This is a genomic window from Marinobacter sp. UBA3604 (assembly GCF_002375325.1).
GTDB classification, from domain to species: domain Bacteria; phylum Pseudomonadota; class Gammaproteobacteria; order Pseudomonadales; family Oleiphilaceae; genus Marinobacter; species Marinobacter salarius.
Window position 1 is genome coordinate 69,424 of the sequence record NZ_DFMB01000043.1, and the last position, 20,678, is coordinate 90,101.

Here is a 20,678-nt window from a genome sequence, read left to right on the forward strand (position 1 = left end):
GTTCGCCTGATGGAAATTCTGGGGATTGGCAGAAAACCCGTTGAATAGCCGTCGGCGACGGCATTGGTCAATGCCGCAGCGGTGGGTATGATGGTTTCCCAGTGTGAATGGTGCCAACTCGGTGCATGAAAGACTTGCGCGCACAATTGTCTGACAATTATTATCGCGCCCCAACGAGTTTCGGAGGAATGACATGAAGAAGTGGCAGTGCGTTGTCTGTGGATTTATTTACGATGAGGCGGAAGGCTGGCCGGAAGACGGTATTGAGCCCGGAACCGCCTGGGAAGACGTACCGGAAGATTGGGAATGCCCGGACTGCGGCGTGGGTAAGGAAGACTTCGAGATGATTGAAATCGGCTGATACGCCGGTACCGCTGAACAGGTTTGGAGAGCAGTAATGAACGCAGACGCCCCTATCGTGATTGTGGGTACCGGATTGTCAGGCTATTCGCTGGCTAAGGAAATCCGTAAGCAGGACAAGGACACACCAATCGTCATGGTAACGGCGGACGATGGCTATAGTTACTCCAAGCCCATGCTTTCCACTGGCTTTACCAAGGGCAAAGAGGCTGATGAACTGGCGCAGGCGTCGGCGGAGGCAATGGTGGAGCAACTGAACCTTCAGCTGCGTACTTACACCACCGTGACCGGCATTGATCCGGATGCCCACGAACTTGTGCTGGGGGACGAACGGCTAGGATACAGCAAACTGGTGTTGGCCTGGGGTGCCGATGTGATTCGCCTGTCTATTGCCGGTGACGGCCATGAGCGTGTCTTTTCCATCAACGACCTGATGGACTACCGTGCCTTTCGCAAGGCTTTGAAGGGCAAGAAGCGGGTGGCCATCATGGGCGCGGGCCTGATCGGTTGTGAGTTTGCCAACGACCTTCGCAACGGCGATGTCGACGTGGATGTGATTGCTCCTTCTGATGCCCTGATGCCGGGACTTCTACCACCGGCTGCTGCGGCAGCGGTGCGCGATGGACTGGAAGGGTTGGGCGTCCGTTTTCATCTGGAAACGGTTGTGGAGCACATTGCCAATAGCGGGGAAGGTGTCCGCCTGACCCTGGCCAATGGCGAGGAACTGGACTCCGACCTGGTTATTTCCGCGGTCGGGCTGCGACCACGCACGGAGCTGGCTGCAGCAGCGGGCCTGGAGACCCAGCGTGGCATCGTGGTCAACCGCGCCCTGGAGACTTCAATGCCAGATGTTTATGCACTGGGTGACTGCGCTGAAGTCGACGGTCATGTGTTGCTGTATGTGCTGCCGCTGATGGCGTGCGCCCGTGCGTTGGCAAAAACACTGGTGAGTGAGCGCACTGAAGTGAAGTACGGCACCATGCCGGTCATGGTCAAGACCCCCTGTTGTCCAACAGCGGTGTGTCCGCCACCGGCGAATGCGTCGGGCAACTGGGAAGTGGATGCGGACGGCCAGGATGTCCGTGCCCTGTTCAAGAGTGAGTCTGGCGAGGTTCTGGGCTTTGCGGTAACCGGTGGTTATGCGATGGAGAAGCAGGCCCTGTCGAAGGAGGTGCCGCCGATTCATAACTGAGGGTGGTATCAGGATTGCGAAAATCCCCAGCTTGCGGTAGAAACTCATTCGTGAGCTAACGATATTGACAGGAGCTGGCATGCTTGAAGTAACCAGAAAACTGGTGGATCTGCTGGATCTCTCCCCCATCGGTGACGACCATTTCCAGGGGGACAGTGAAGATCTCGGCTTTCCCAACGTGTTTGGCGGCCAGGTTCTGGGGCAGGCGCTGATGGCCGCCAGCCGTACGGTGGAAGGTCGCCTGCCACACTCGCTGCACGCCTACTTCCTGCGCCCCGGCAATCACAGCATGCCCATCGACTACGAGGTCCAGCGGGTTCGGGACGGTGGCAGTTTCTCCGTCCGACGGGTGATTGCACGTCAGGGTGGCAAGGAGATCCTGACCGGCTCCATGTCATTCCAGGTGGCCGAAGAAGGCTTCGAACATCAGCTCGACATGCCCTCGGCACCGGATCCGGAAGGCCTTAAATCCGAGCAGGAGTACGGCGAACTGCTGGCCCCCCATGTTCCCGAACATCTCCGCGACACCCTGACCCGGGATCGTCCCATCGAAATCCGTCCCGTAGACCCGGTCAATCCATTGAAGCCGGAACCGCGGCCGCCCTACAAGCAAAGTTGGTTCCGTACCCAGGGGCACCTGCCAGACGATCCGGTGTTGCACCGTTGCCTGCTGACCTACGCGTCAGACTTTTCTTTCCTGGGGACGTCGCTGAACCCCCATGGCGTGTCATTTATGAACAAGGAGATGCAGGTTGCGAGTCTGGATCATTCCATCTGGTTTCATCGTGAGTTCCGTATGGACGAGTGGTTGCTCTACGACAAGGACAGCCCCAGCGCCTCTGGCGGACGCGGCTTCAATCGCGGCAACTTTTTTGATCGCCAGGGCCGGCTGGTAGCATCGACCACCCAGGAAGCCCTCATCCGTCAACGGGGATAGGTTTGCGGAGATAGTTAGCCAAGCTTGTGGCTTCTCCCATGATGTTTGTAGTCGGCCAGCCAAACGATGATGTCGTCGAACGGCAGTGGCGGCGTCAGGATGTAGCCCTGGATCATGTCACAGCCCATCTTGTCCAGCAGTTCCATTGCCTCTGCGCTCTCCACGCCCTCGGCCACAACGGCATAACCCAGGCTGTGGCACATTTCGATCGTGGTCTGGACGATGACACGGTCTCCAGCCTGGGATGCCAGGTCGGTGACCAGTGAGCGGTCGATCTTGATCTCGCTGGCGGGCAATCGCTTGATATACGACAGCGAAGAGTAGCCGGAACCGAAGTCGTCAATGGACAGCGGGATACCTGTGGTGTGCAGGGAATTGAGGGCGCGCAGTGAGTTGACCGGGTCCTGCATCATTGAGGTCTCAGTAACTTCCAGGATGATCGCTCCGCGATGCGTGTGATGGCTGCTCATCAGGCGCTGGACGTATAACGGGAAGTCCGGTTCCCGCAGGTTGTTGGGGGAGATGTTCACCGAGATATTGAGCGGGTAGCCGTTCTCCAGCAATTGCCCTCTCAGCGCCAGTGACTCTTCCAGTACCCAGCGTGTCAATGGCTTGATCAGCCCGGACTGCTCGGCCAGGGCAATCAGCTCGTCGGCGGGTATTGGCTTTTTCCGGCCGGGCCAGCGAATCAGCGCTTCAAGGCCGACCACCTCCCTGGTTTTCAGTGACAGCTTTGGCTGCAGGTATAGGGCAAGTTCACCGTGTTGAAGGGCACGTTGCAGCTCGGACACCAGGGTAAGGCGGTCCGCGCTGTAGGAGTCCCGCGACGGCTGATAATAGGCCAGCCCACGGTCTCGGGCGTCGTCCGAGCCCTGCGCAATAAAGGCGCGCCGGATCAGGGTATTGGTGTCGGTGGCGTGATCCGGGTAGATCGCCGAGCCAGTGTGGGGGGCCAGCGGCAATTGCATGCCCAGATAGTCCAGCGGTGCACGGATTTCCTCAAGGGCACGAACAATGGCACGGGGTGTTTCCGAAATAACATCTGCTTCCACGATAAACCCGAAGGTGGCCGACTCCAGTGAGGCCAGGTAGAAACTCTTCCGATCATTGGTCTCGACCGCACAGATGCCGGGCAGTTCGCTGACGATGCTGTTGAAACGCCGGGCGGCAAGCTCGAGCAGCCGGTCGGTGTTGCGATGCCCCAGGGTTTTGGTAATAGCTGGAAGGTTGCTTAGGTGGATCACCGCAATGGAGAGGCGCTTTTCCGGCTCTCGGTTGATCAGTTCGTTGATGGTCATTTCCAGGCAGGCGCGATTGGGCAATCCCGTTAGCGGGTTGTGGAGGGCCTGTTCGATCAGTCGCAGCTCTGCCGAGCGCCGTGCCGCCATGGCGGTGATCTCTGCTTCGCGGGCGCGAACCTTGTCTTCTCGTTCCTGGTAGAGCCGGGCGGCTAGGGCGATGGTCAACAGGACGGCTTCGAGCGCGGAGCCGATTTCGATGCCGTAGGCCGTCACGAAGCTGTTGGGCACGAAGCCGTATTTATTGGCTGCGGTGATGGCGCTGCCCAGGGTGAGCAGGCCCCAGGCTATGGTGTAGTAGCCGGCCTGGGGGTTGCCCCGAATCCATTGTATCGGCCCCATAACGGTCAACAGCAGGCAGCTGGGGATTGCCAGGGCAACCGTGAGCCGGCTGGCAACGCTGTAGTCGGTAACGAACGTTGCCACCGCCACCACGACGTTCACCAACACCATATACCACACCAGCTTGTCCATGCGCGGGCTGGTGACGCGCAGGTTGAGGAAGGCACGTGAGAACAACAGGGTGAATATCAATGCCACCGGCACGGTGAGAACCATGGTCTGGTTGTGCAGCCAGGGCGACTCTGGCCAGAGCAATTGGTAGGTGCTGCCATTCAGGCTGCCAATAAACATCAGATAGCTGAGGGTGGAGAGCACGTACAGCAGGTACATGCGCTCTCTCAGTGCCAGGAAGATAAACAGGTTGAAAAAGATCACCATGATCAGGATGCCGTAATAGATCGCGTGCATCTGGTCTTCGATGGACGTGGCTTCGAAGTAGGTTCGAGGGTCCCACAGTCTGATGGGGATCTGCATGGCGCCCTGAGTCCGAACACGCAAAAACACCTGGTAATCGCTTAGCGGATCGGTTTCGAAGGAAAACAGAAAGTTGCGGTGTTGAATCTGGCGCTGCGCAAAGGGGAGGTGGTCGCCCGTTGAGACGCGTTGCCTGACGACGCCATTCTCTATCAGGTAGAAGGTGATATCGTCGAGCTGGGGGTAGCGTATCTCCAGTAGCTTACGGTCACTGGGTATGGCGGATACAGGAACGCGGAGCCACACGGTGTCGCGAATGTAGCCGAAGTTGGGGCTTTCGCCTTCCAGTGACTGCCATCGGTCGGAAGCAAGGGCTTCCCTGAGATCCATCTGTTCCGAAGGTGCCACCCGAATATAGTCCATATCCGGTTCTGCAAAGCCGGGCGAAGCCGCGTTTGCCTGGGTTCCGAAAGCCATCATGATCAATGCGCCCGCCAGGGCGAAAAACTGAGCAATATGGCGCACGTAGTACCGATCTTGTTGTGATTGTCTGGCTCAGTATGGCGTTATCTGCCGGGGGGCTCAAGGCTGATAATGCCGGTTTTCGAACGTCACTTGTGTCAGGTGTTACAGCTGTTCAAGCCACTCCCGTACCCAGGGAACGGCTTCCATCTCCGGCTCGGTGGTTTCCAGGGCATCAATCCTCAAGGTATCACCCACTTTCCGGGCTGAAGTTTCGTATAAAGCCTCTTCCATCAGCTCACCGGCACCACAAAAGGTGTCACCGTAGGAGCTGTCGCCAAGCACAATTACGCCAAACGGACGCGCCGGTTGTTGGGGCAGTTGCTCGCGCAGCCGCAAATAAAACGGTAGCAGGTTGGGGGGTAGCTCTCCCTGGCCGGTGGTTGATGTACACACCAAAAGCGGTTCGTCGTTCCCGGTGATGTCCTCCAGGTCGGGTTCCTCAAGGATCGTGATCCGATGCCCTTCCGGTTCCAGGGTTTTCTTCAAGGTACGTGCCGTCAGCAGGGCGCCACCATAAACGCTGCCGACCAGAATCCGGATTGAAGCCATGAATGGTCCTGTTGATTCGTAACGACAACCGTCCCTTGACGGCTGTCTGCGTTGGGGCCCGATCATAGCCGGTGATGCGGTAACGCTCAAGATCCGGCTCCGGAAGGGCTGGTTTCCCTGGGGGATGTTCGTACTCTGGGAGCAACGCGATTGCGCCCGTCTTCCTTGGCGCTGTATAGGTGGACGTCAGCCTGTTTCAGTAATTCATCCACTGAGCCGGTTTTGGCGATGGAGCAGATGCCGGCGCTGATGGTGACGGGCATGCGTTGGCCGGCAAAGGAGAACTCGGCACTGGCCACCTCGGAACGTAGTCGTTCTGCGAGAGTGAGAGCCTGTAGCAGTGACGTGTCCGGCAACAGGATCAGGAACTCCTCTCCCCCCCAGCGTGCGGCCACATCCGTTTGGCGGATAACGGTTTGCATCAATTCCGAGAAGGCCCGCAGTACGTGGTCACCGGCGTCGTGTCCGTAGTCGTCGTTGATACGCTTGAAGAGATCCAGGTCGATGAGAACGATGGAGAAATGGTGGCCGGAACGCCGGTACCTTGAATACTCCTCGTTCAGCCGATGCTGCATGTCCCTGCGGTTGGACAGGCCCGTCAGTTCGTCAGTACGGGCCGCATGTTGGTGGGTGCGGGCCATATCCATCAACTCATTGCGTGCCTTCAGGCGACTGGCTTCCAGCACGAAACAGAAGATGGATTCGAACGTCAGCGTGGCGAAAAAACGGATCTTGAAGTCTGTGCTGTATTCGGCGGTCACCAACGGTAGTTCAGGGAACTGGAAAACCACAACCGCCAGCAGGCAGCAGAATAACAATACCGCTGTGCCGGTTTTCAGATCGGTCAGGTAAAACAGCAGCGGCGGGAACACGTAGAACCAGAGTGGGCCGGTGTTGCTCTCGCCACCGGTGATGATCAGGTATCCGAACAGCAGGCCGACAATGGAGATCATGCCAGCCTTCTGATGGCGGCGGTTGCGGGAACGGGCAAAGGACAGCATGTTCATTGCCACCAGTCCCGCAAAGAACCAGAGCGAGAAGGCGTGGTGAGTGTGGGTTGCAAACCACGCCTTGGCGCCAATGCCCAGCAGGAAGAGGATGGCCATGGCTGACAGACCGGTCAGCAGGCGGGAGACGCGTTCCTCCTCGCCTTCGTCGGCTACTTGTTGGCTGGTATCGGGGAGTCTGGTCATGACACTTTTTGTTGTTGTCGATTTGTTGTTGGTGCTTTGTCCAGACTGCGTGAGCCGGGATAGTGAATCAGATTAGTCGAAGCGGGAAATCTGTACAGCGACTTTGGTCAAGCAATCACCATTATGACCGTTATGTTTCAATTTCATGGCAAAAAATTTATAGTTGCCGCCGTAAGTACTGTGAAACTGTAGCTTCCCGTATCCTCCCTGTTGCGAGACCTGACGTATTATGGCCGGCAAAAACGGATTCCTCGATACTCTCCTGACCAGCCCATCGACCGAGCGTTATCGCGTTGGCTTCAGCTTCCTGTTCCTGCTCTGCATATTTATAGCCGTGGGACAGATCAGCGACGGCATGCCCAACAACATGCTGCTGATGGCAGCTGCGGTCATCGGTGGCTACATGGCCATCAATATCGGCGCGAATGACGTCGCCAACAACGTCGGCCCGGCGGTGGGGTCCGGGGCGCTGTCGCTGGGTGGCGCGGTTCTGATCGCCGCCGTGTTTGAGGCCGGCGGTGCCATCATCGCCGGTGGTGACGTGGTTTCGACCATTAAAGGGGGCATTATTGCCGCTGAAAGGCTCGATGATGTCAGCGCCTTCGTGTGGCTGATGACAGCCGCACTTCTTGCCGGCGCCCTGTGGCTGAACCTGGCCACCTGGATGGGTGCTCCGGTGTCCACTACCCACTCCATTGTCGGGGGCGTTCTTGGGGCCGGAATTGCCGCCGGCGGCTGGGGCATTGCCGACTGGGCCGTCATGGCCAAAATTGTCGCCAGTTGGGTGATTTCCCCCGTAATGGGTGGCGTGCTGGCGGCGCTGTTCCTGTATGCCATCAAGAAGACCGTGCTGTATCGCAAGAACGTGGTGCCGGCGGCAAGAATCTTCGTGCCCTGGCTGGTGGCGATCATGGCCTGGGCCTTTGGCACCTATTTGATGGTGAAGGGGGTCAAGAAGGTCGTTGAAGTAGACTTCCTGGGGGCCTCTCTGGTTGGTCTGGGGCTCGCCGCAGTCATTTTCTTCCTGATGCGGGTTCTGGTCGGCCGCCGTGCCGCAACCATGGAAAACAGCTCTGCCGGAGTGAATACCCTGTTTACCTGGCCGCTTATATTTGCCGCGGCATTACTCAGTTTCGCCCATGGGGCGAACGATGTGGCCAATGCCATCGGCCCGCTGGCGGCCATTAACGATGCACTGTCGGCTGGTGCAGTGGTCACCGCAGCGTCCATTCCTTTGTGGGTAATGCTGGTTGGTGCCCTTGGTCTGGCCGTTGGTCTGATGCTGTTCGGCCCACGCCTGATCAAGACCGTGGGGACTGAGATCACTGAACTGGATAAAACCCGGGCGTTCTGTATCGCCCTGTCGGCGGCGCTTACCGTCATCATCGCCTCCCAGTTGGGGCTCCCGGTCAGTTCCACCCACATTGCCATCGGTGGTGTGTTTGGTGTTGGTTTCCTGAGGGAGTATCTGAAGTCAAACTACGCCACCCAGCTCCACAACATCATGGACAGCCATGAGGAAGAGGAGCGTGAGCGTCTGCGCCCGTTCCTGGAAGATTTCCGTAACGCCTCGGTTGAGCAGATGGAAAACCTGCTCCAACAGGCCAAGAAAAAGAAACAGGTACCGCTCTCCAAGAAGGAGCGCAAACGCCTTAAAAAGATCTACCGCGAGGAGATGGTCAAGCGTTCGCACCTGACTCGTATCGTTGCTGCCTGGATCATTACGGTGCCCGCGTCGGCCTGCATGGCGGCCGTTCTGTTCTTCACCCTGCGCGGGCTGATGCTGTAAGGGATTGTCGCGCTGGTTGTCAGGTGCCTGTTTGGCCCATACTATTCTTCAATACGGGAGGCGTTTGCCTCCCAATAAGTTGCCACTCTGTCCGGGGATTGATTCATGAGTTCAGCAGAAGAAAGCCGTCAGGCGAAGGTCATTGACGAGCTCAGGGTGTTTATCAAGAAGGTCCTCAGTGATCCGACCATTGCGGTGAAATCGGTGGAAATTGCCCGCAAATATCGCAATCAGCCCAATGCCAATGAGTTGATTGCCCGTGAGATCAGCGCCAACACAACGATCCGTATTCCGGAGAGCTGGAGTCGGGCGGATCACATGTTTCTCGATATCCTGGACGAAGTCCTGGATGACGAAGAGGCGCTTTACTGATCTTTGTCAGGCCTGCCGAACGCCGGGCTGATGCTGCTTCAACACGGCATCGGCCATCTGGTCCAGGATGGTGATTTCGTCCTGGATGCCCTCGTCCGATGACAAATCCCGCTGTTCCTTCAGTATGTCCGCGAGGATTTCTTTCGTGGTCAACGGGTTGGCCAATACCACCCGGAACACGATGCAGGGGAAGTGATAATAACGCGACGGTTCGAGCCGGGTACGGGAAACGAAGGCTTTACCCCGTTCACGTTGGGTTTTCTGAATGAACTTGGTGATGCGGTTCAGGCAGGTGTTGAGTCGTTCGGCCTGTAGCGAGTCCGCGATTGCCAGTGCCTGCTGCACTTTCTCCGGGCAATAGCGATAAGTCAGGATATTGAGCTCTGGTTTGGTGATGAGCTCGAAATCCGTTTCTGCGTTGATCATTTCCGCAAAGGTTTGTGCCTTGTCGATGCCCTGGTCGATGAGGATCTCATAGCCTTCCCGCGCCAGGATTCTCAACCCCGACTGGATCAGCATTGACATGCCCGGCCGCGAACCTTCCAGGGTGGTACTACCCAGATCCCGCGAGCCTTTACGGATAATGTACTGGGCGTGATGCTCGACAGCGCTTGCCAGGCCCGGGTCGCGGAACACCACCAGCCCAGCCCCCATGGGAACATAGAGTTGCTTGTGGGCGTCGAAGGTCACCGAGTCGGCCTTTTCGATGCCCCTGAGCAGGTGCCTGTGGGTGCGGGAAAACAGTGTCGGCCCACCCCAGGCCGCGTCCACATGAAAATGGGCGTTGAACTCCCGGGCGATGTCTGCCATGGCGTCCAGCGGGTCGACGTTGCCGGTCTCGGTGGTGCCGGCAATGCCGCAGATGGCCATGACCCGGATTTTCTGGCGGTGCAACTCCAGGCATTTCTCCCGCAGTGCATCGGTGTTGATGCGGTTGTCGTCATCGGTGTCGACAGGCACCAGGAAGTCCCGGCCCAGACCCAGTACATCGGCGGCTTTGCGCAGTGAGTAGTGGCCGCGGCGGGAGACCAGAATGGCGGCACCCTCGCAGCCGTAATAGCGTAGTGCCCGGAACAGGCCTTCCTGATGGATACCGCGGAAGCTGCCTTCGGCGGGGAACGCGTTGTTGCGTGCCACCCAGAGTGCGGTCAGGTTGGCCACGGTGCCGCCGGAGCACATGGCACCGAGGGCGTAGCGGGGATCGTGCATCCACTTGCGGTAGAAGGCACCGTCCTGCTCATACACCAGCCGGTGGATCATGCCCAGTACCTGGCGTTCCATGGGCGTGAAGGCCTTGGAGGTTTCGGTTTTAACCAGGTTCTGGTTGAGGGCAATCATGATCTTGGACAGCGGCAGCATGAAATAGGGCAGTGCCGAGGTCATGTGGCCGATAAAGCTGGGAGACGCCGTGTGTACCGAGTTGGCCACCAGCTTGTCGAGCAGGAACTGGGCCTGTTCGGAGACGAAGATGGGCTTTTCCGGAATGGCGTAGTCCGAGAAGTCTTTCTCGACTTCGGAAAGATCCCGCTCGACCGCAACGATGTGTTCCTGGAGGAATCCGGCAAGGTTGCGGGATATGTTCTGGTCAATCCTGCTCAAGGTGGATTCAGGTGCCTCGGGCACGGTGAATACACGATACATGGCCTCTACCGAGGCCTGGGCGGATTTTTTCTTTCCGGTCATAGGTGCCACACACTATCAGTGGTCATTCGCAAAGCCTGTCCCGGGCGTTCCGTTCTCCCTGAGGGGGCGTAGTATACGGTGTCGTGAAACCATACGCTACAGCATGGGCCCTGCATGGCGGGAGGGTCAAAGTATCTCTCGGTGTACGTCCAGTATGGCAGCGTCGATGCGTTCCTGTATGGCTTTTTCGATCTGGTCGAGGCGCTGGGCGATCTGTTGCGATGAGCCTCCGAGGGCGGCGATGGTCCAGGTGGCGCAGTCGAGGGCGTCCTGGTCGGCGGTTTCGGCGACGGCCAGGTCGGGTTCTTTGCCCCAGACGGCTTTCAGGGCGGTGAAGACTTTGCGTTTGGCTTTGAGGTCTTCGCAGCCGTAGAGCTGGAAGTGCAGGGTCAGGATGCCCACGTGGGGCGTGATCACTGGTTGCTGGGGGTTGTTTTGGTTCAGGAGCTTTTTCAGGGCTTCGGACATGGTTGCTTCCGGCTTTGGTGCTGGAACCGGTGAGAAAGGACTCTCCAAAACACGCTCCTTCGGCCCATCCTTGGGGCGCTTGAGCTCCGCCATCCATGGCTTCGCACAGTTTTGGAGAGTCCTTCCCCACCGGTTCGCCAACTATTCAGGTGGAGTCCCTTAAGTCTACCATCACGACAAACTGATGAACGTCCAAATTAGCCTACTACAGGCGTCGCCCGTTTGATAATAGCCGCCGGGTCGGTGCCGGAGGGCAGGTTGCCGTAGTTCAGGCCGCCGTTGTGTTCCAGGCGGGAGGCGCAGAAGGCGTCGGCGACCGCAGGGTCGGAGTTTCTCAGCAGCAGTGACGACTGCATCAACAGGGCCAGGCGATCCACCAGGTTGCGGGCGCGGTATTCGAAGTCGCTGATGTCGGCGAAGTCGTTCTGCAACTGGGCCAGGAAGCGGTCGAAGCGGGCGTCGGCGCCGCGGGCTTCGGCGGCTTCGCTGAAGAAGGCGTCGAGGGTGTCTGGTTCTTTCTGCAGTGCGCGCAGGGTGTCCAGGCACTGGACGTTGCCGCTGCCTTCCCAGATGGCGTTGACCGGGGATTCCCGCAGCAGTCGGGGCATGATGCAGTCTTCCATCACGCCGCTGCCGCCGATGCATTCCATGGCTTCGTAGGCGTGGTTGGGGGTGCGTTTGCAGATCCAGTACTTGCCAACCGGAGTGGCCAGTCGTGCCAGCAGGCGCTCGTGCTCCAGATGTTGGCTGTCCAGGGATTTTGCGATTCGCATGGTGTAGGCCAGGGCGGCTTCGCTTTCCAGTGCAAGATCGGCGAGGACGTTCTGCATCAGCGGCTGTTCGCTGAGTCGCCCACCGAAGGCGCTGCGGTGGCGGCAATGGTGGGACGACTGGGCCAGTGCCTGGCGCATGCCGGCGGAGCTGCCGATCATGCAGTCGAAGCGGGTCATGGCGACCATTTCAATGATCGTCGGTACACCTCTGCCTTCCTCGCCCACCATCCACGCCAGGGCGCCGCGCAGTTCGGCTTCGCTGGAGGCGTTGGCGACGTTGCCCATCTTGTTCTTCAGGCGCTGGATCTGCCAGGGGTTCTTGCTGCCGTCCGGCCGCCAGCGTGGCATCAGGAAGCAGGACAGGCCGCTTCTGGTCTGGGCAAGCACCAGGAAGGCGTCGCACATGGGGGCAGATACAAACCATTTGTGGCCGACCAGTTCATAGGCCTGCCCCGGGCCTTCTGCACCGATGGCGTAAGCACGAGTCGTGTTGGCCCGGACGTCGCTGCCACCCTGTTTTTCCGTCATTGCCATGCCGATGGTGACGGATTGTTTTTCGCTGTCCGGCAGGTTTCGGGGGTCGTAGCTATTGGCGAGGATTTTGTTTTCCCAGACCGCGGCCAGTTCCGGTTGTTTGCGGATTGATGGAACGGCGGCAAAGGTCATGGTAATGGGGCAGCAGTGGGCGGCCTCAATTTGGGAGTGCATGTAGTACTTGGCCGTTCTCGCGACATGGGCGCCTGCGCCGGGATTGGTCCACGGGCTGCTGTGGAGGCCGTTTTCCATCGCTGTGGACATCAGCTGGTGGTAGGCGGGGTGGAAGTCCACCTGATCCGTGCGATGGCCAAAGCGATCATGGGTATTGAACGCCGGTTTGTTCTCGTTGGCATGGAAGCCGAGCGCGATGGTGTCCGCCGCGCCGGCGAAAGCACCAAACTGCTTAAGGTCGCTGGTCGCTGCTGCGGCGCCCTCCCGGGCGACCGCCTCCTGCAGGGCCTTGTCCTGTTCGAAGAGGTTGTAATCCTCCAGAGCAGGTGGCTGATTGAAGACCTCGTGGGTAACCGCCAGGTAGCGGTCGTCACTGGAGGGGGTTGCGGTTTCCTGCTGCAGGGGCTGGCGGGCCTTCATGTTTATCTCCTGGTGCCAGTCAACCCCTGCATGCAAAAGCAAATAATGGAGTTGACCAGCGGATCGTGGTCGTTGGTCTCTGCCTGCTCCGTGGTATCAGCCTGTGCCGGGGACAGAGGCCCCACAAGGCTTTCGGCAATGGCACCTACAAGGCAGGTACTGCTTTGCCTGGCATCCTGATCCGGGAGGCAGCCCTCCTTGATGCCGTCCCGGATGGCCTGCTCGAAAAGTTGAGCGTAGGCGCGGCGGAACTTGAGGCGCTCTTCCTCAACTTTCGGGTCTACCGGCTCTGCGATCAGCGACCAGGCCATCACCGGACCTCTCAGGGCTCTCTCCGCAAACTGGCGAAGGGCCACTTCCAGACGGGAAACGGCGTTATCTTCGGCGGCCAGTGCCTCAGCGACTTTGTCGACTTCCCGTTGTGTCGCAATCCTGAAGATCTCTGCAAACAGGTCTTCTTTGGACTCAAAGTGTCGGTAGATGGTTCCCGTAGCAACGCCGGCGCACGCTGCGATGCGCGTTATCTGGGCGCTGCGGAAGCCGCCGTCGGCAACGCATCCGTATGTGCATTCGATAATGCGCTTGCGGGCCTCTGCCTTGCGATTGCGCATCTTTTCCGTTTCCCGATATGCCATGCGGGTTCCTTATAAGTAGTGAATCATTATTCATTCTTTGTGTCAATCAATAGAGCAGTATAGCTTGGTTCATATTATTCATTAAAAACAATATCGTGGAGTTGCTTACAAAAATTTACAAAAAAACCGTTGTCAGGAAATAGCGTTGCAACTGAAAGCGGATTATAAAGACGCCAAGGCAGGTAGTAAGACGCATCCGCCGAGATGGGGCGGCCGTGCCATAACAGGCTTGGCGCGCTCGTTGTACTGTTTTCGTTGATGGAGAAAATCATGAGTGAATTCGACGAAAGCAATCTGGAGCAATCCGGTAGCTGGACACATGACAGCGACGATACACATTCCATTGCCGGCCGTGCGCGAATCCGCGCTCAGCTTCAGCAGGATATTGAATCGTTTCTGAACCAGGGCGGCAGAATTCAGGAAGTGGATACGGCATTCCGTTCGGACCCTTCCCGCAAGGTGGATGTCGGTTTCAATAATCGCTCCCTCTGAATTCATGAGGCCGCAGCCTCTGAGGCTGCGGCCTGTTTGCGTTCGTGGTTTACGGTTGTTTTGACGCCGGTCTCACCGCAGTACCCCGTATTCCTCTATGCTGCGTTCTGCAGGATAGCGTGTTCCGTGCACCATGACCGTTACTCACCCCACATTCGACCCTTAAACAGGCCGCGTTCATGAGAGGATTCCTTCGTTTTGCAACCACGGCGCTTGTCGTCATGGCGCTGATCGCGGCGGGCATGGTCATTTTCTTTGGTGATACCCCGACCCCCTCTCAGGAGACAGTTGATACAACCGCCGACACAGAAAGCGGCGTTGTGCCAAAGTCGGATTCCACGACCGGACGTAGGGCGCCGTCAAAACTTGTAGGCGAAACCGCGGTTGCGGTGCCGGATACAATGCCAGCGTCGTTGGCGGGAACCAGCGTGCCCGGTGGCTGGGCCGAAACCGATGCTAATGGCTCCCTGGTCCCCACGCCGCAGTTGCGCCAGTTGTTTGAATATTACCTGGCGGCTCTGGGCGAGGAGACGTTACCCCAACTGGTTGCCCGGATAGAGCAGGCGTTGGCCCGGCTTGAAGAGCCGGCCCGATCGGAAGCTCTCGACACTTTGGGGGACTATCTGGACTACAAGCTGGCGTTGGGCGACCTGGAAGCCACCTATGGTCATGACACCACGACGAATGCAGAGGACATGCAACGGCGAATGGCAGAAATACGCGCCCTGCGACGCACCTGGATGGATGCGCAAACCGCCGACGCCTTTTTTGCAATGGACGAGGCCGTAGACCAGTTCCAGGTTGAGCAGCTGCGTATCCGAACCGATCAGTCTCTGTCTGAAAAAGAGCGGGAGCAGGCGCTGGCGGAAGCCGAGAAGGCACTCCCGGAACCGCTTCGTCAGGCTCGTCGGGAAACCCGCAAATTCGCCGACTACCAGCGTGCGCAGTCGGAATTCGCAGATGATCCCGACGCCTTGCGCGCCTGGAGGGAGGAACGCTTTGGTGCCGAGGCTGCCCGTGAGCTGGAGAAGGTGGAAGCCGAACAAAAGGTATGGGAAGCCAAGTGGCAGGCCTATAGCCAGGACCTGGCGGAGCTTGACGACATGGGGCTTGCTGGCCCGGAGCGCAAAGCCGCCATTGACGCGCTCAGGGATGATTATTTCGAGGGCGCTGAAAAGCTGCGTGCCGAGGCCCTGGATTCCATCCGGTAACAGTCCTTTCATCTGAACGTAGTAGCCTGATGGTGTGGCTCGGCTGTAGGCCCTGCCACCGCCGCTTATGGGCGTGTATGATGGGGCGGTAGCCCCATTTTCCACAGGAGGTATTCCGTGAGCTTTTCGGCCAATCGCATGTTCCCAGCCACTCGTCTGCGTCGTAACCGGGTTGACGGTTTTTCCCGGCGTCTGGTTCGGGAGAATCAGCTCAGTGCCGACAACCTGATCTTTCCGGTGTTCGTACTGGAAGGCGAGGGTCAGCGGGAGGCGGTACCCTCCATGCCCGGCGTCGAGCGCCTGAGCGTTGATCTTCTGGTGGAACAGGCGGCGGAACTGGTGGCGCTTGGGATTCCGGCCGTGGCGCTGTTTCCCGTGGTGCCTGCGGAGCACAAGAACCTGTCCGGATCTGGCGCGTGGGATTCCGATGGTCTGGCCCAGCGTGCGGTGCGTGCGCTGAAGGACGCCTACCCTGAGTTGGGTGTTATTACCGATGTGGCACTGGACCCATTCACCACCCATGGCCAGGACGGCATTATCGACAACGACGGCTATGTGCTGAACGACGTGACCGTGGAAGCGCTGGTTAATCAGGCGTTGTCCCATGCCGACGCGGGTGCGGATATTGTGGCGCCGTCCGACATGATGGACGGCCGGGTCGCTGCCATCCGCGACGCCCTGGAGTCCGCTGGCTATGTGAACACGCGTATTCTGGCCTACTCTGCCAAGTATGCTTCCAGTTATTACGGGCCGTTCCGCGATGCGGTCGGCTCAGCGGGCAACCTGGGCAAGGGCAACAAGGCCACCTATCAGATGGACCCGGCCAATAGTGATGAGGCGCTCCAGGAAGTGGCGATGGACATCGCCGAGGGGGCCGACATGGTGATGATCAAACCCGGCATGCCGTATCTGGATATCGTTCACCGGGTAAAACAGGAACTGCAGGTGCCAACGTTCGTCTATCAGGTCAGTGGCGAGTACGCCATGCACATGGCCGCTGCCGAGAACGGATGGCTGGATGGCGACGCCGTGATGATGGAGAGCCTGATGGCCATGCGCCGTGCCGGTGCAGACGCCATCCTTACCTATTTTGCCGTCAGGGCTGCACGGCTGATGCGTGATAACCGCACCTGACAGGTTACAGTCAACAGCAGGGTGCCTTAAGGCCTCTGATAAATGGAAGCAGTAAGCAATGACTACTGAATCTGCAAACAAGCTAAAGGCTGTCGATGTTCCGGACGTGCCGGCTCCCGTGGAAGCACCATCCCCCGGCGTGGAAGTTGATGTCGCCGCCCAGGAAAACTATTTCAACCGCGAACTGAGCCAGCTTCAGTTCAACTACCGGGTGCTCAAACAGGCTCTGGATACCACGCATCCGTTGATTAACCGGCTGATGTTCTGCTGCATTTTCAGCAGCAACATGGATGAGTTCTTCGAGATCCGGGTGGCGGGCCTGCGCCAGCAGATCAAGTATGGCCGTGAAACCCTGGGCTCCGACGGCATGATGCCGGAGCAGGTGTTGGGCGAAATCAGCCGGGTGGCCCACGAGTACATCCGGGAACAGTACGACATCCTGAACAACGTGCTGATCCCTGAGATGGAGCAGGAAAACATTCACTTCGTCCGGCGTCGTGAATGGACGGAAGCTCAGGCCGACTGGGTGCGCCGTTACTTCGAAGAGGAAATCCTGCCGGTGGTCAGCCCCATCGGGCTGGACCCTTCCCACCCGTTCCCGCGCCTGGTCAACAAAAGCCTGAACTTCATTGTTGAGCTGGACGGTAAGGATGCCTTCGGTCGCGAAACCGGGATGGCCATCGTGCCTGCGCCACGTTCGTTGCCGCGTCTGGTCAGGCTTCCGGATGACGTCTGTAACGGTGGCGACAACCTGGTGTTCCTGTCCTCCATGATTCACGCCCATGCCGATGAGCTCTTCCCAGGCATGGAGGTGAAAGGCTGCTATCAGTTCCGCCTGACCCGCAACGCCGACCTTGAACTGGAAGACGACCTTGAAGATCTGGCCTCCGCCCTGCGCGGCGAGTTGCTGAGCCGGCGCTTCGGTGACGGCGTGCGGCTGGAAGTGGCGGACAACTGCCCGGAAGAACTGGTGCATTTTCTGCTGCGCGAGTTTGGACTGACGGATCGTGACCTTTATCAGGTTCACGGCCCGGTCAACCTGACACGTTTGATGGCCGTCGGTGGGCTGGTGGATCGCCAGGACCTCACCTATTCGGGTTTTTCGCCCTCGATTCCCAGGCAGATCCGTGCCAAGGAATCCATGTTCGATGCCATCCGCAAGCGACCGCTGCTGTTGCTGCATCCCTATGAAAACTTCAGTCCCGTGACCGACCTGCTGCGGCAGGCTGCAAAAGACCCACAGGTCCTGGCTATCCGTCAGACCCTGTATCGCACCGGTGCCGACTCGGAAATTGTCGAAGCGCTGATGGATGCAGCCCGGCGTGGCAAGGAGGTGACTGCGATCATCGAACTGCGGGCCCGGTTCAGCGAGGCGGAAAACCTGGAGCTGGCCAGCCGACTGCAGGAAGCGGGTGTGATCGTGGTCTACGGCGTGGTGGGTTACAAGACCCACGCCAAGATGATCCTGATCGTGCGCCGTGAGGAAGGAAAGCTGAGGCGTTACGTACACCTGGGTACCGGGAACTACCATGCCGGTAACGCCCGCCTTTACACCGATTACAGCTACATGACCAGCGACGAATCCATCGGTGACGACGTCAACAAGCTGTTCCAACAGCTGACGGGCATGGGCAAGGCCTTGAAAATAAAGAAACTGTTTCACTCACCCTTCACACTCCATACCCGTCTTCTGGGCCTGGTGGACCGTGAAGCGGAACTGGGGCCCAAAGGCCGGATTATTTTCAAGTTTAACGCCCTCACTGAGCGCGAGTTGATCAAGGCGTTGTATCGTGCGTCTCAGGCAGGCGTGAAAATCGATCTGATTATCCGCGGTATCTGCTGCCTGAGGCCGGAAGTGCCGGGGCTGTCGGACAACATCCGGGTGCGCTCCATCATTGGCCGTTTCCTCGAGCACACCCGGGTTTACTATTTCGGCAACAACGGCCGGCCGGAAGTCTATGGGTCCAGCGCCGACGGCATGGAACGGAACCTGCTGAGCCGCGTGGAAACGGCGTTTCCGATTGAGGATCCGGCGTTGATTGCCCGCGTCCGCGAAGACCTGGACACCTATCTGGCGGACAATTGCCAGTCCTGGGTCTTGCAGCCGGACGGTAGTTACATTCAGAATCAGGCAGCCGAGGGCGAGGATCGCCTGGCGTCGCAACTGGTCCTGCTTGAACGCCTGACCGGGAAATAACGATAACCCGCATGCGCCTGCCCCAGTGGAGGCGATGTGGGCGCTGTAATGGAGTAAAGGCAGTTGAAAAAACAATGGATGGTTGCCGGTGCAGCCGTACTGGCGGTTGGTGTGGCTGCGCCCTGGGCCGTTGGATATGTAACCGAACAGCAGTGGCAGAGGGTCACTGCGGACGTTAATCAGGCGCAGCCCCTGTTCAAGCTGCAAACCCGCGATTATGACAGGGGCTACATGGGAGCCGAGTTCGCCGGCACCATCACGATCCAGGATCCGGACACCGGTGACGAGCACTCATTCGACTATCAGGCACGGGTAAGCCATGGGGTTACCGGCAGCCTGATTGATTTTACCCCGCCTCCTGAGCTTGGCGCTGAAGTTGAGAAGATCTTCCCCGACGAAAAGCCCCGGTTGACCCTGGAAACCCGCCTGTGGGGAACGGCGATCGCCGAGCTTTCCGTGCCGGCTGTGAGTGTGATCGACGAGGAAACCGGCGAGTCCTTTGATATGTCGGAAAGCTTTAGCCGAGCAGAAATCAGTGGCAACGGTTCACAGGCTGATATCCTCATGCTTTGGCCGGGCGCCGTGATTCGGGGGCCAGACCTGCGCATCAGTATCGAGGATTTTCGCCTTGAACAGACCATGGAACACCTGACAGGCGACGTCTGGCTGGGTGACGGGGACATGTCGCTGGCGCGACTTGAAGTGGCGGCCCGGGGCGAGCCGACCCTTCGCTTTGATGACTTTTCGATGAGTGGTGAGACTACCACCGACGATGACGGCAAGAGCATTGATTCCGAGGCTGTCGTTACTTTGGAAAAGGTAACGGCGGACGACGAGAGCTTCGGCCCTCACCGTATGGAAATGGTGTTAAGTGGCCTGGACGTGCAAAGCTGGAGTGACCTGACAACGGCAATGACGGACATGCAGGCGGCTGCCCTGAACACCGCAGGCGGCGATTCGAGTGCCATGATGCAGCAGCAGATGGAATCCATGAATCGCATCAATCAGGCCATGCTGGGCCTTGCGGCCAACGGTTTCTCGTTCGGGTTTCCGGAGCTGTCCTTTGCCACGCCTTATGGCCCGGTCAATGGCGAGATCATGGTGCAGCACCCGTCGCTGTCTGACGACGAGAAAGACCAGATGATGATGGTGATGCAGCAGCTGACCGGCAATCTGGATGTCAGCATGCCGCTGGCTCTGGTGGAACAGCATCCGGAGCTGGGGATGCAGGTTGCGCCGTTGATTAAGCAGGGCATGGTGGTGCAGGAGGGTGACCGGCTGCGAATCCAGGGCACACTGGAAGATCTGGCCCTGGACATCAATGGCAACGTGATCCCGCTGCCACCCATATTCTGATCCGTTGTTCTGTGCTGCCCGGGATGGGCAGCGCTTTCCCGTCTGTCAGTCCTTGACGAACTTCTGTTTGAGCGCGGCTTCCACAGCCGGGTCGACAAATTCGGAGACGTCGCCGCCCAGTGAGGCGATTTCGCGGATCAGGGTGGAGGAGATGTACGACAGGTGGTTGGAGGGTGTCAGGAACACGCTTTCCACTTCCGGCGCCAGGCGGCGGTTCATGTCGGCTAGCTGGAATTCGTACTCGAAGTCGGAGACGGCTCGCAGTCCGCGGATAATAACGGTGGCGTTCTGTTCCCGGACGAAATCGGCGAGCAGGTTGCTGAAGCCGGTGACGCTGACGTTGGGCAGGTGGGAGGTGGCTTTTTCCACCAGCTCGCAGCGTTCTTCCAATGTCAGTAGCGGGGACTTCTTGGGGTTGTAGGCGATGGCGACGACGACTTCGTCGAAGAGCCGGCCTGCGCGCTCGATGAGGTCGGTATGGCCGTTGGTGATCGGGTCAAACGTACCCGGGTAGATGACTTTTGGCATTCGGAGCTCCTTTTCACCGGAAGCGCACAGGATAGCAGCCTTCGTCTTGAACCAAAATGTTCCCTAATCCCTCACTTCTGCGGGCTGCTGACTTTGGATTGC

Annotated in this window: 18 protein-coding genes; 10 read left to right on the forward strand and 8 right to left on the reverse strand. The window is 58.7% G+C overall.

Features of this window, described 5'->3' with window-relative positions:
• Positions 1 to 193: 193 nt before the first annotated feature.
• The 3 genes from B2590_RS13570 (at position 194) to tesB (ending at position 2,489) form a co-directional block, all read left to right on the forward strand.
• A complete protein-coding gene (locus B2590_RS13570) occupies positions 194 to 361 on the forward strand; it encodes a rubredoxin (RefSeq protein WP_007154989.1) in 168 nt (55 codons plus the stop codon).
• 36 nt (positions 362 to 397) lie between these two features.
• Positions 398 to 1,552 (forward strand): NAD(P)/FAD-dependent oxidoreductase, encoded by a 1,155-nt coding sequence (locus tag B2590_RS13575; protein WP_085678691.1) that lies wholly within the window; start codon positions 398 to 400, stop codon positions 1,550 to 1,552.
• A gap of 79 nt (positions 1,553 to 1,631) precedes the next feature.
• Entirely contained in the window at positions 1,632 to 2,489 is an 858-nt protein-coding gene (gene tesB / locus B2590_RS13580) for an acyl-CoA thioesterase II (RefSeq protein ID WP_085678694.1), read from the forward strand.
• 14 nt (positions 2,490 to 2,503) lie between these two features.
• On the opposite strand, the gene B2590_RS13585 is transcribed toward tesB, so the two are convergent.
• The 3 genes from B2590_RS13585 to B2590_RS13595 form a co-directional block, all read right to left on the reverse strand.
• A complete protein-coding gene (locus B2590_RS13585; RefSeq protein ID WP_278367984.1) occupies positions 2,504 to 5,068 on the reverse strand; it encodes an EAL domain-containing protein in 2,565 nt (854 codons plus the stop codon).
• A gap of 102 nt (positions 5,069 to 5,170) precedes the next feature.
• A complete protein-coding gene (locus tag B2590_RS13590; RefSeq protein ID WP_075194199.1) occupies positions 5,171 to 5,617 on the reverse strand; it encodes a flavodoxin in 447 nt (148 codons plus the stop codon).
• Between the two features lie 86 nt (positions 5,618 to 5,703).
• Positions 5,704 to 6,810: a GGDEF domain-containing protein gene (locus tag B2590_RS13595; protein ID WP_041332501.1), complete on the reverse strand. Its 1,107-nt coding sequence runs from the start codon at positions 6,808 to 6,810 to the stop codon at positions 5,704 to 5,706.
• Between the two features lie 229 nt (positions 6,811 to 7,039).
• On the opposite strand from B2590_RS13595, the gene B2590_RS13600 reads away from it, so the two are divergent.
• Both B2590_RS13600 and B2590_RS13605 read left to right on the forward strand, forming a co-directional pair.
• On the forward strand, positions 7,040 to 8,599 hold the full coding sequence (locus tag B2590_RS13600) for an inorganic phosphate transporter (protein WP_075194201.1): 1,560 nt from the start codon (positions 7,040 to 7,042) through the stop codon (positions 8,597 to 8,599).
• A gap of 105 nt (positions 8,600 to 8,704) precedes the next feature.
• The gene (locus B2590_RS13605) at positions 8,705 to 8,971 is read left to right on the forward strand and encodes a hypothetical protein (protein ID WP_007154996.1); all 267 of its coding nucleotides are present in this window, start codon (positions 8,705 to 8,707) and stop codon (positions 8,969 to 8,971) included.
• Positions 8,972 to 8,977: 6 nt separating this feature from the next.
• Here B2590_RS13605 and panP read toward each other — a convergent pair whose 3' ends face one another.
• From panP to B2590_RS13625, 4 genes are all read right to left on the reverse strand, one after another.
• On the reverse strand, positions 8,978 to 10,654 hold the full coding sequence (gene panP / locus B2590_RS13610) for a pyridoxal-dependent aspartate 1-decarboxylase PanP (RefSeq protein ID WP_036210812.1): 1,677 nt from the start codon (positions 10,652 to 10,654) through the stop codon (positions 8,978 to 8,980).
• Between the two features lie 126 nt (positions 10,655 to 10,780).
• Entirely contained in the window at positions 10,781 to 11,122 is a 342-nt protein-coding gene (locus B2590_RS13615) for a DUF503 domain-containing protein (RefSeq protein ID WP_036211902.1), read from the reverse strand.
• Positions 11,123 to 11,319: 197 nt separating this feature from the next.
• Positions 11,320 to 13,023 (reverse strand): acyl-CoA dehydrogenase family protein, encoded by a 1,704-nt coding sequence (locus tag B2590_RS13620; RefSeq protein WP_136634027.1) that lies wholly within the window; start codon positions 13,021 to 13,023, stop codon positions 11,320 to 11,322.
• Between the two features lie 2 nt (positions 13,024 to 13,025).
• Positions 13,026 to 13,658: a TetR/AcrR family transcriptional regulator gene (locus B2590_RS13625; RefSeq protein ID WP_041332505.1), complete on the reverse strand. Its 633-nt coding sequence runs from the start codon at positions 13,656 to 13,658 to the stop codon at positions 13,026 to 13,028.
• A 270-nt stretch (positions 13,659 to 13,928) separates the two neighbouring features.
• Here B2590_RS13625 and B2590_RS13630 point away from each other — a divergent pair, with 270 nt between their 5' ends.
• From B2590_RS13630 to B2590_RS13650, 5 genes are all read left to right on the forward strand, one after another.
• The gene (locus B2590_RS13630) at positions 13,929 to 14,150 is read left to right on the forward strand and encodes a hypothetical protein (protein ID WP_036210821.1); all 222 of its coding nucleotides are present in this window, start codon (positions 13,929 to 13,931) and stop codon (positions 14,148 to 14,150) included.
• Positions 14,151 to 14,329: 179 nt separating this feature from the next.
• Positions 14,330 to 15,361 carry a lipase secretion chaperone gene (locus B2590_RS13635; RefSeq protein WP_278367992.1) on the forward strand — a complete coding sequence of 344 codons (1,032 nt, stop codon included), beginning with the start codon at positions 14,330 to 14,332 and terminating at the stop codon, positions 15,359 to 15,361.
• 138 nt (positions 15,362 to 15,499) lie between these two features.
• The gene (gene hemB, locus B2590_RS13640; protein ID WP_036211905.1) at positions 15,500 to 16,495 is read left to right on the forward strand and encodes a porphobilinogen synthase; all 996 of its coding nucleotides are present in this window, start codon (positions 15,500 to 15,502) and stop codon (positions 16,493 to 16,495) included.
• Between the two features lie 58 nt (positions 16,496 to 16,553).
• A complete protein-coding gene (ppk1, locus tag B2590_RS13645; protein WP_036210827.1) occupies positions 16,554 to 18,692 on the forward strand; it encodes a polyphosphate kinase 1 in 2,139 nt (712 codons plus the stop codon).
• A gap of 63 nt (positions 18,693 to 18,755) precedes the next feature.
• On the forward strand, positions 18,756 to 20,048 hold the full coding sequence (locus B2590_RS13650) for a DUF945 family protein (RefSeq protein ID WP_278367994.1): 1,293 nt from the start codon (positions 18,756 to 18,758) through the stop codon (positions 20,046 to 20,048).
• Positions 20,049 to 20,093: 45 nt separating this feature from the next.
• Here the strand turns inward: B2590_RS13650 and coaD are convergent, their stop codons facing one another.
• Positions 20,094 to 20,576 carry a pantetheine-phosphate adenylyltransferase gene (gene coaD, locus B2590_RS13655; RefSeq protein ID WP_036210834.1) on the reverse strand — a complete coding sequence of 161 codons (483 nt, stop codon included), beginning with the start codon at positions 20,574 to 20,576 and terminating at the stop codon, positions 20,094 to 20,096.
• Positions 20,577 to 20,678 lie beyond the last annotated feature (102 nt).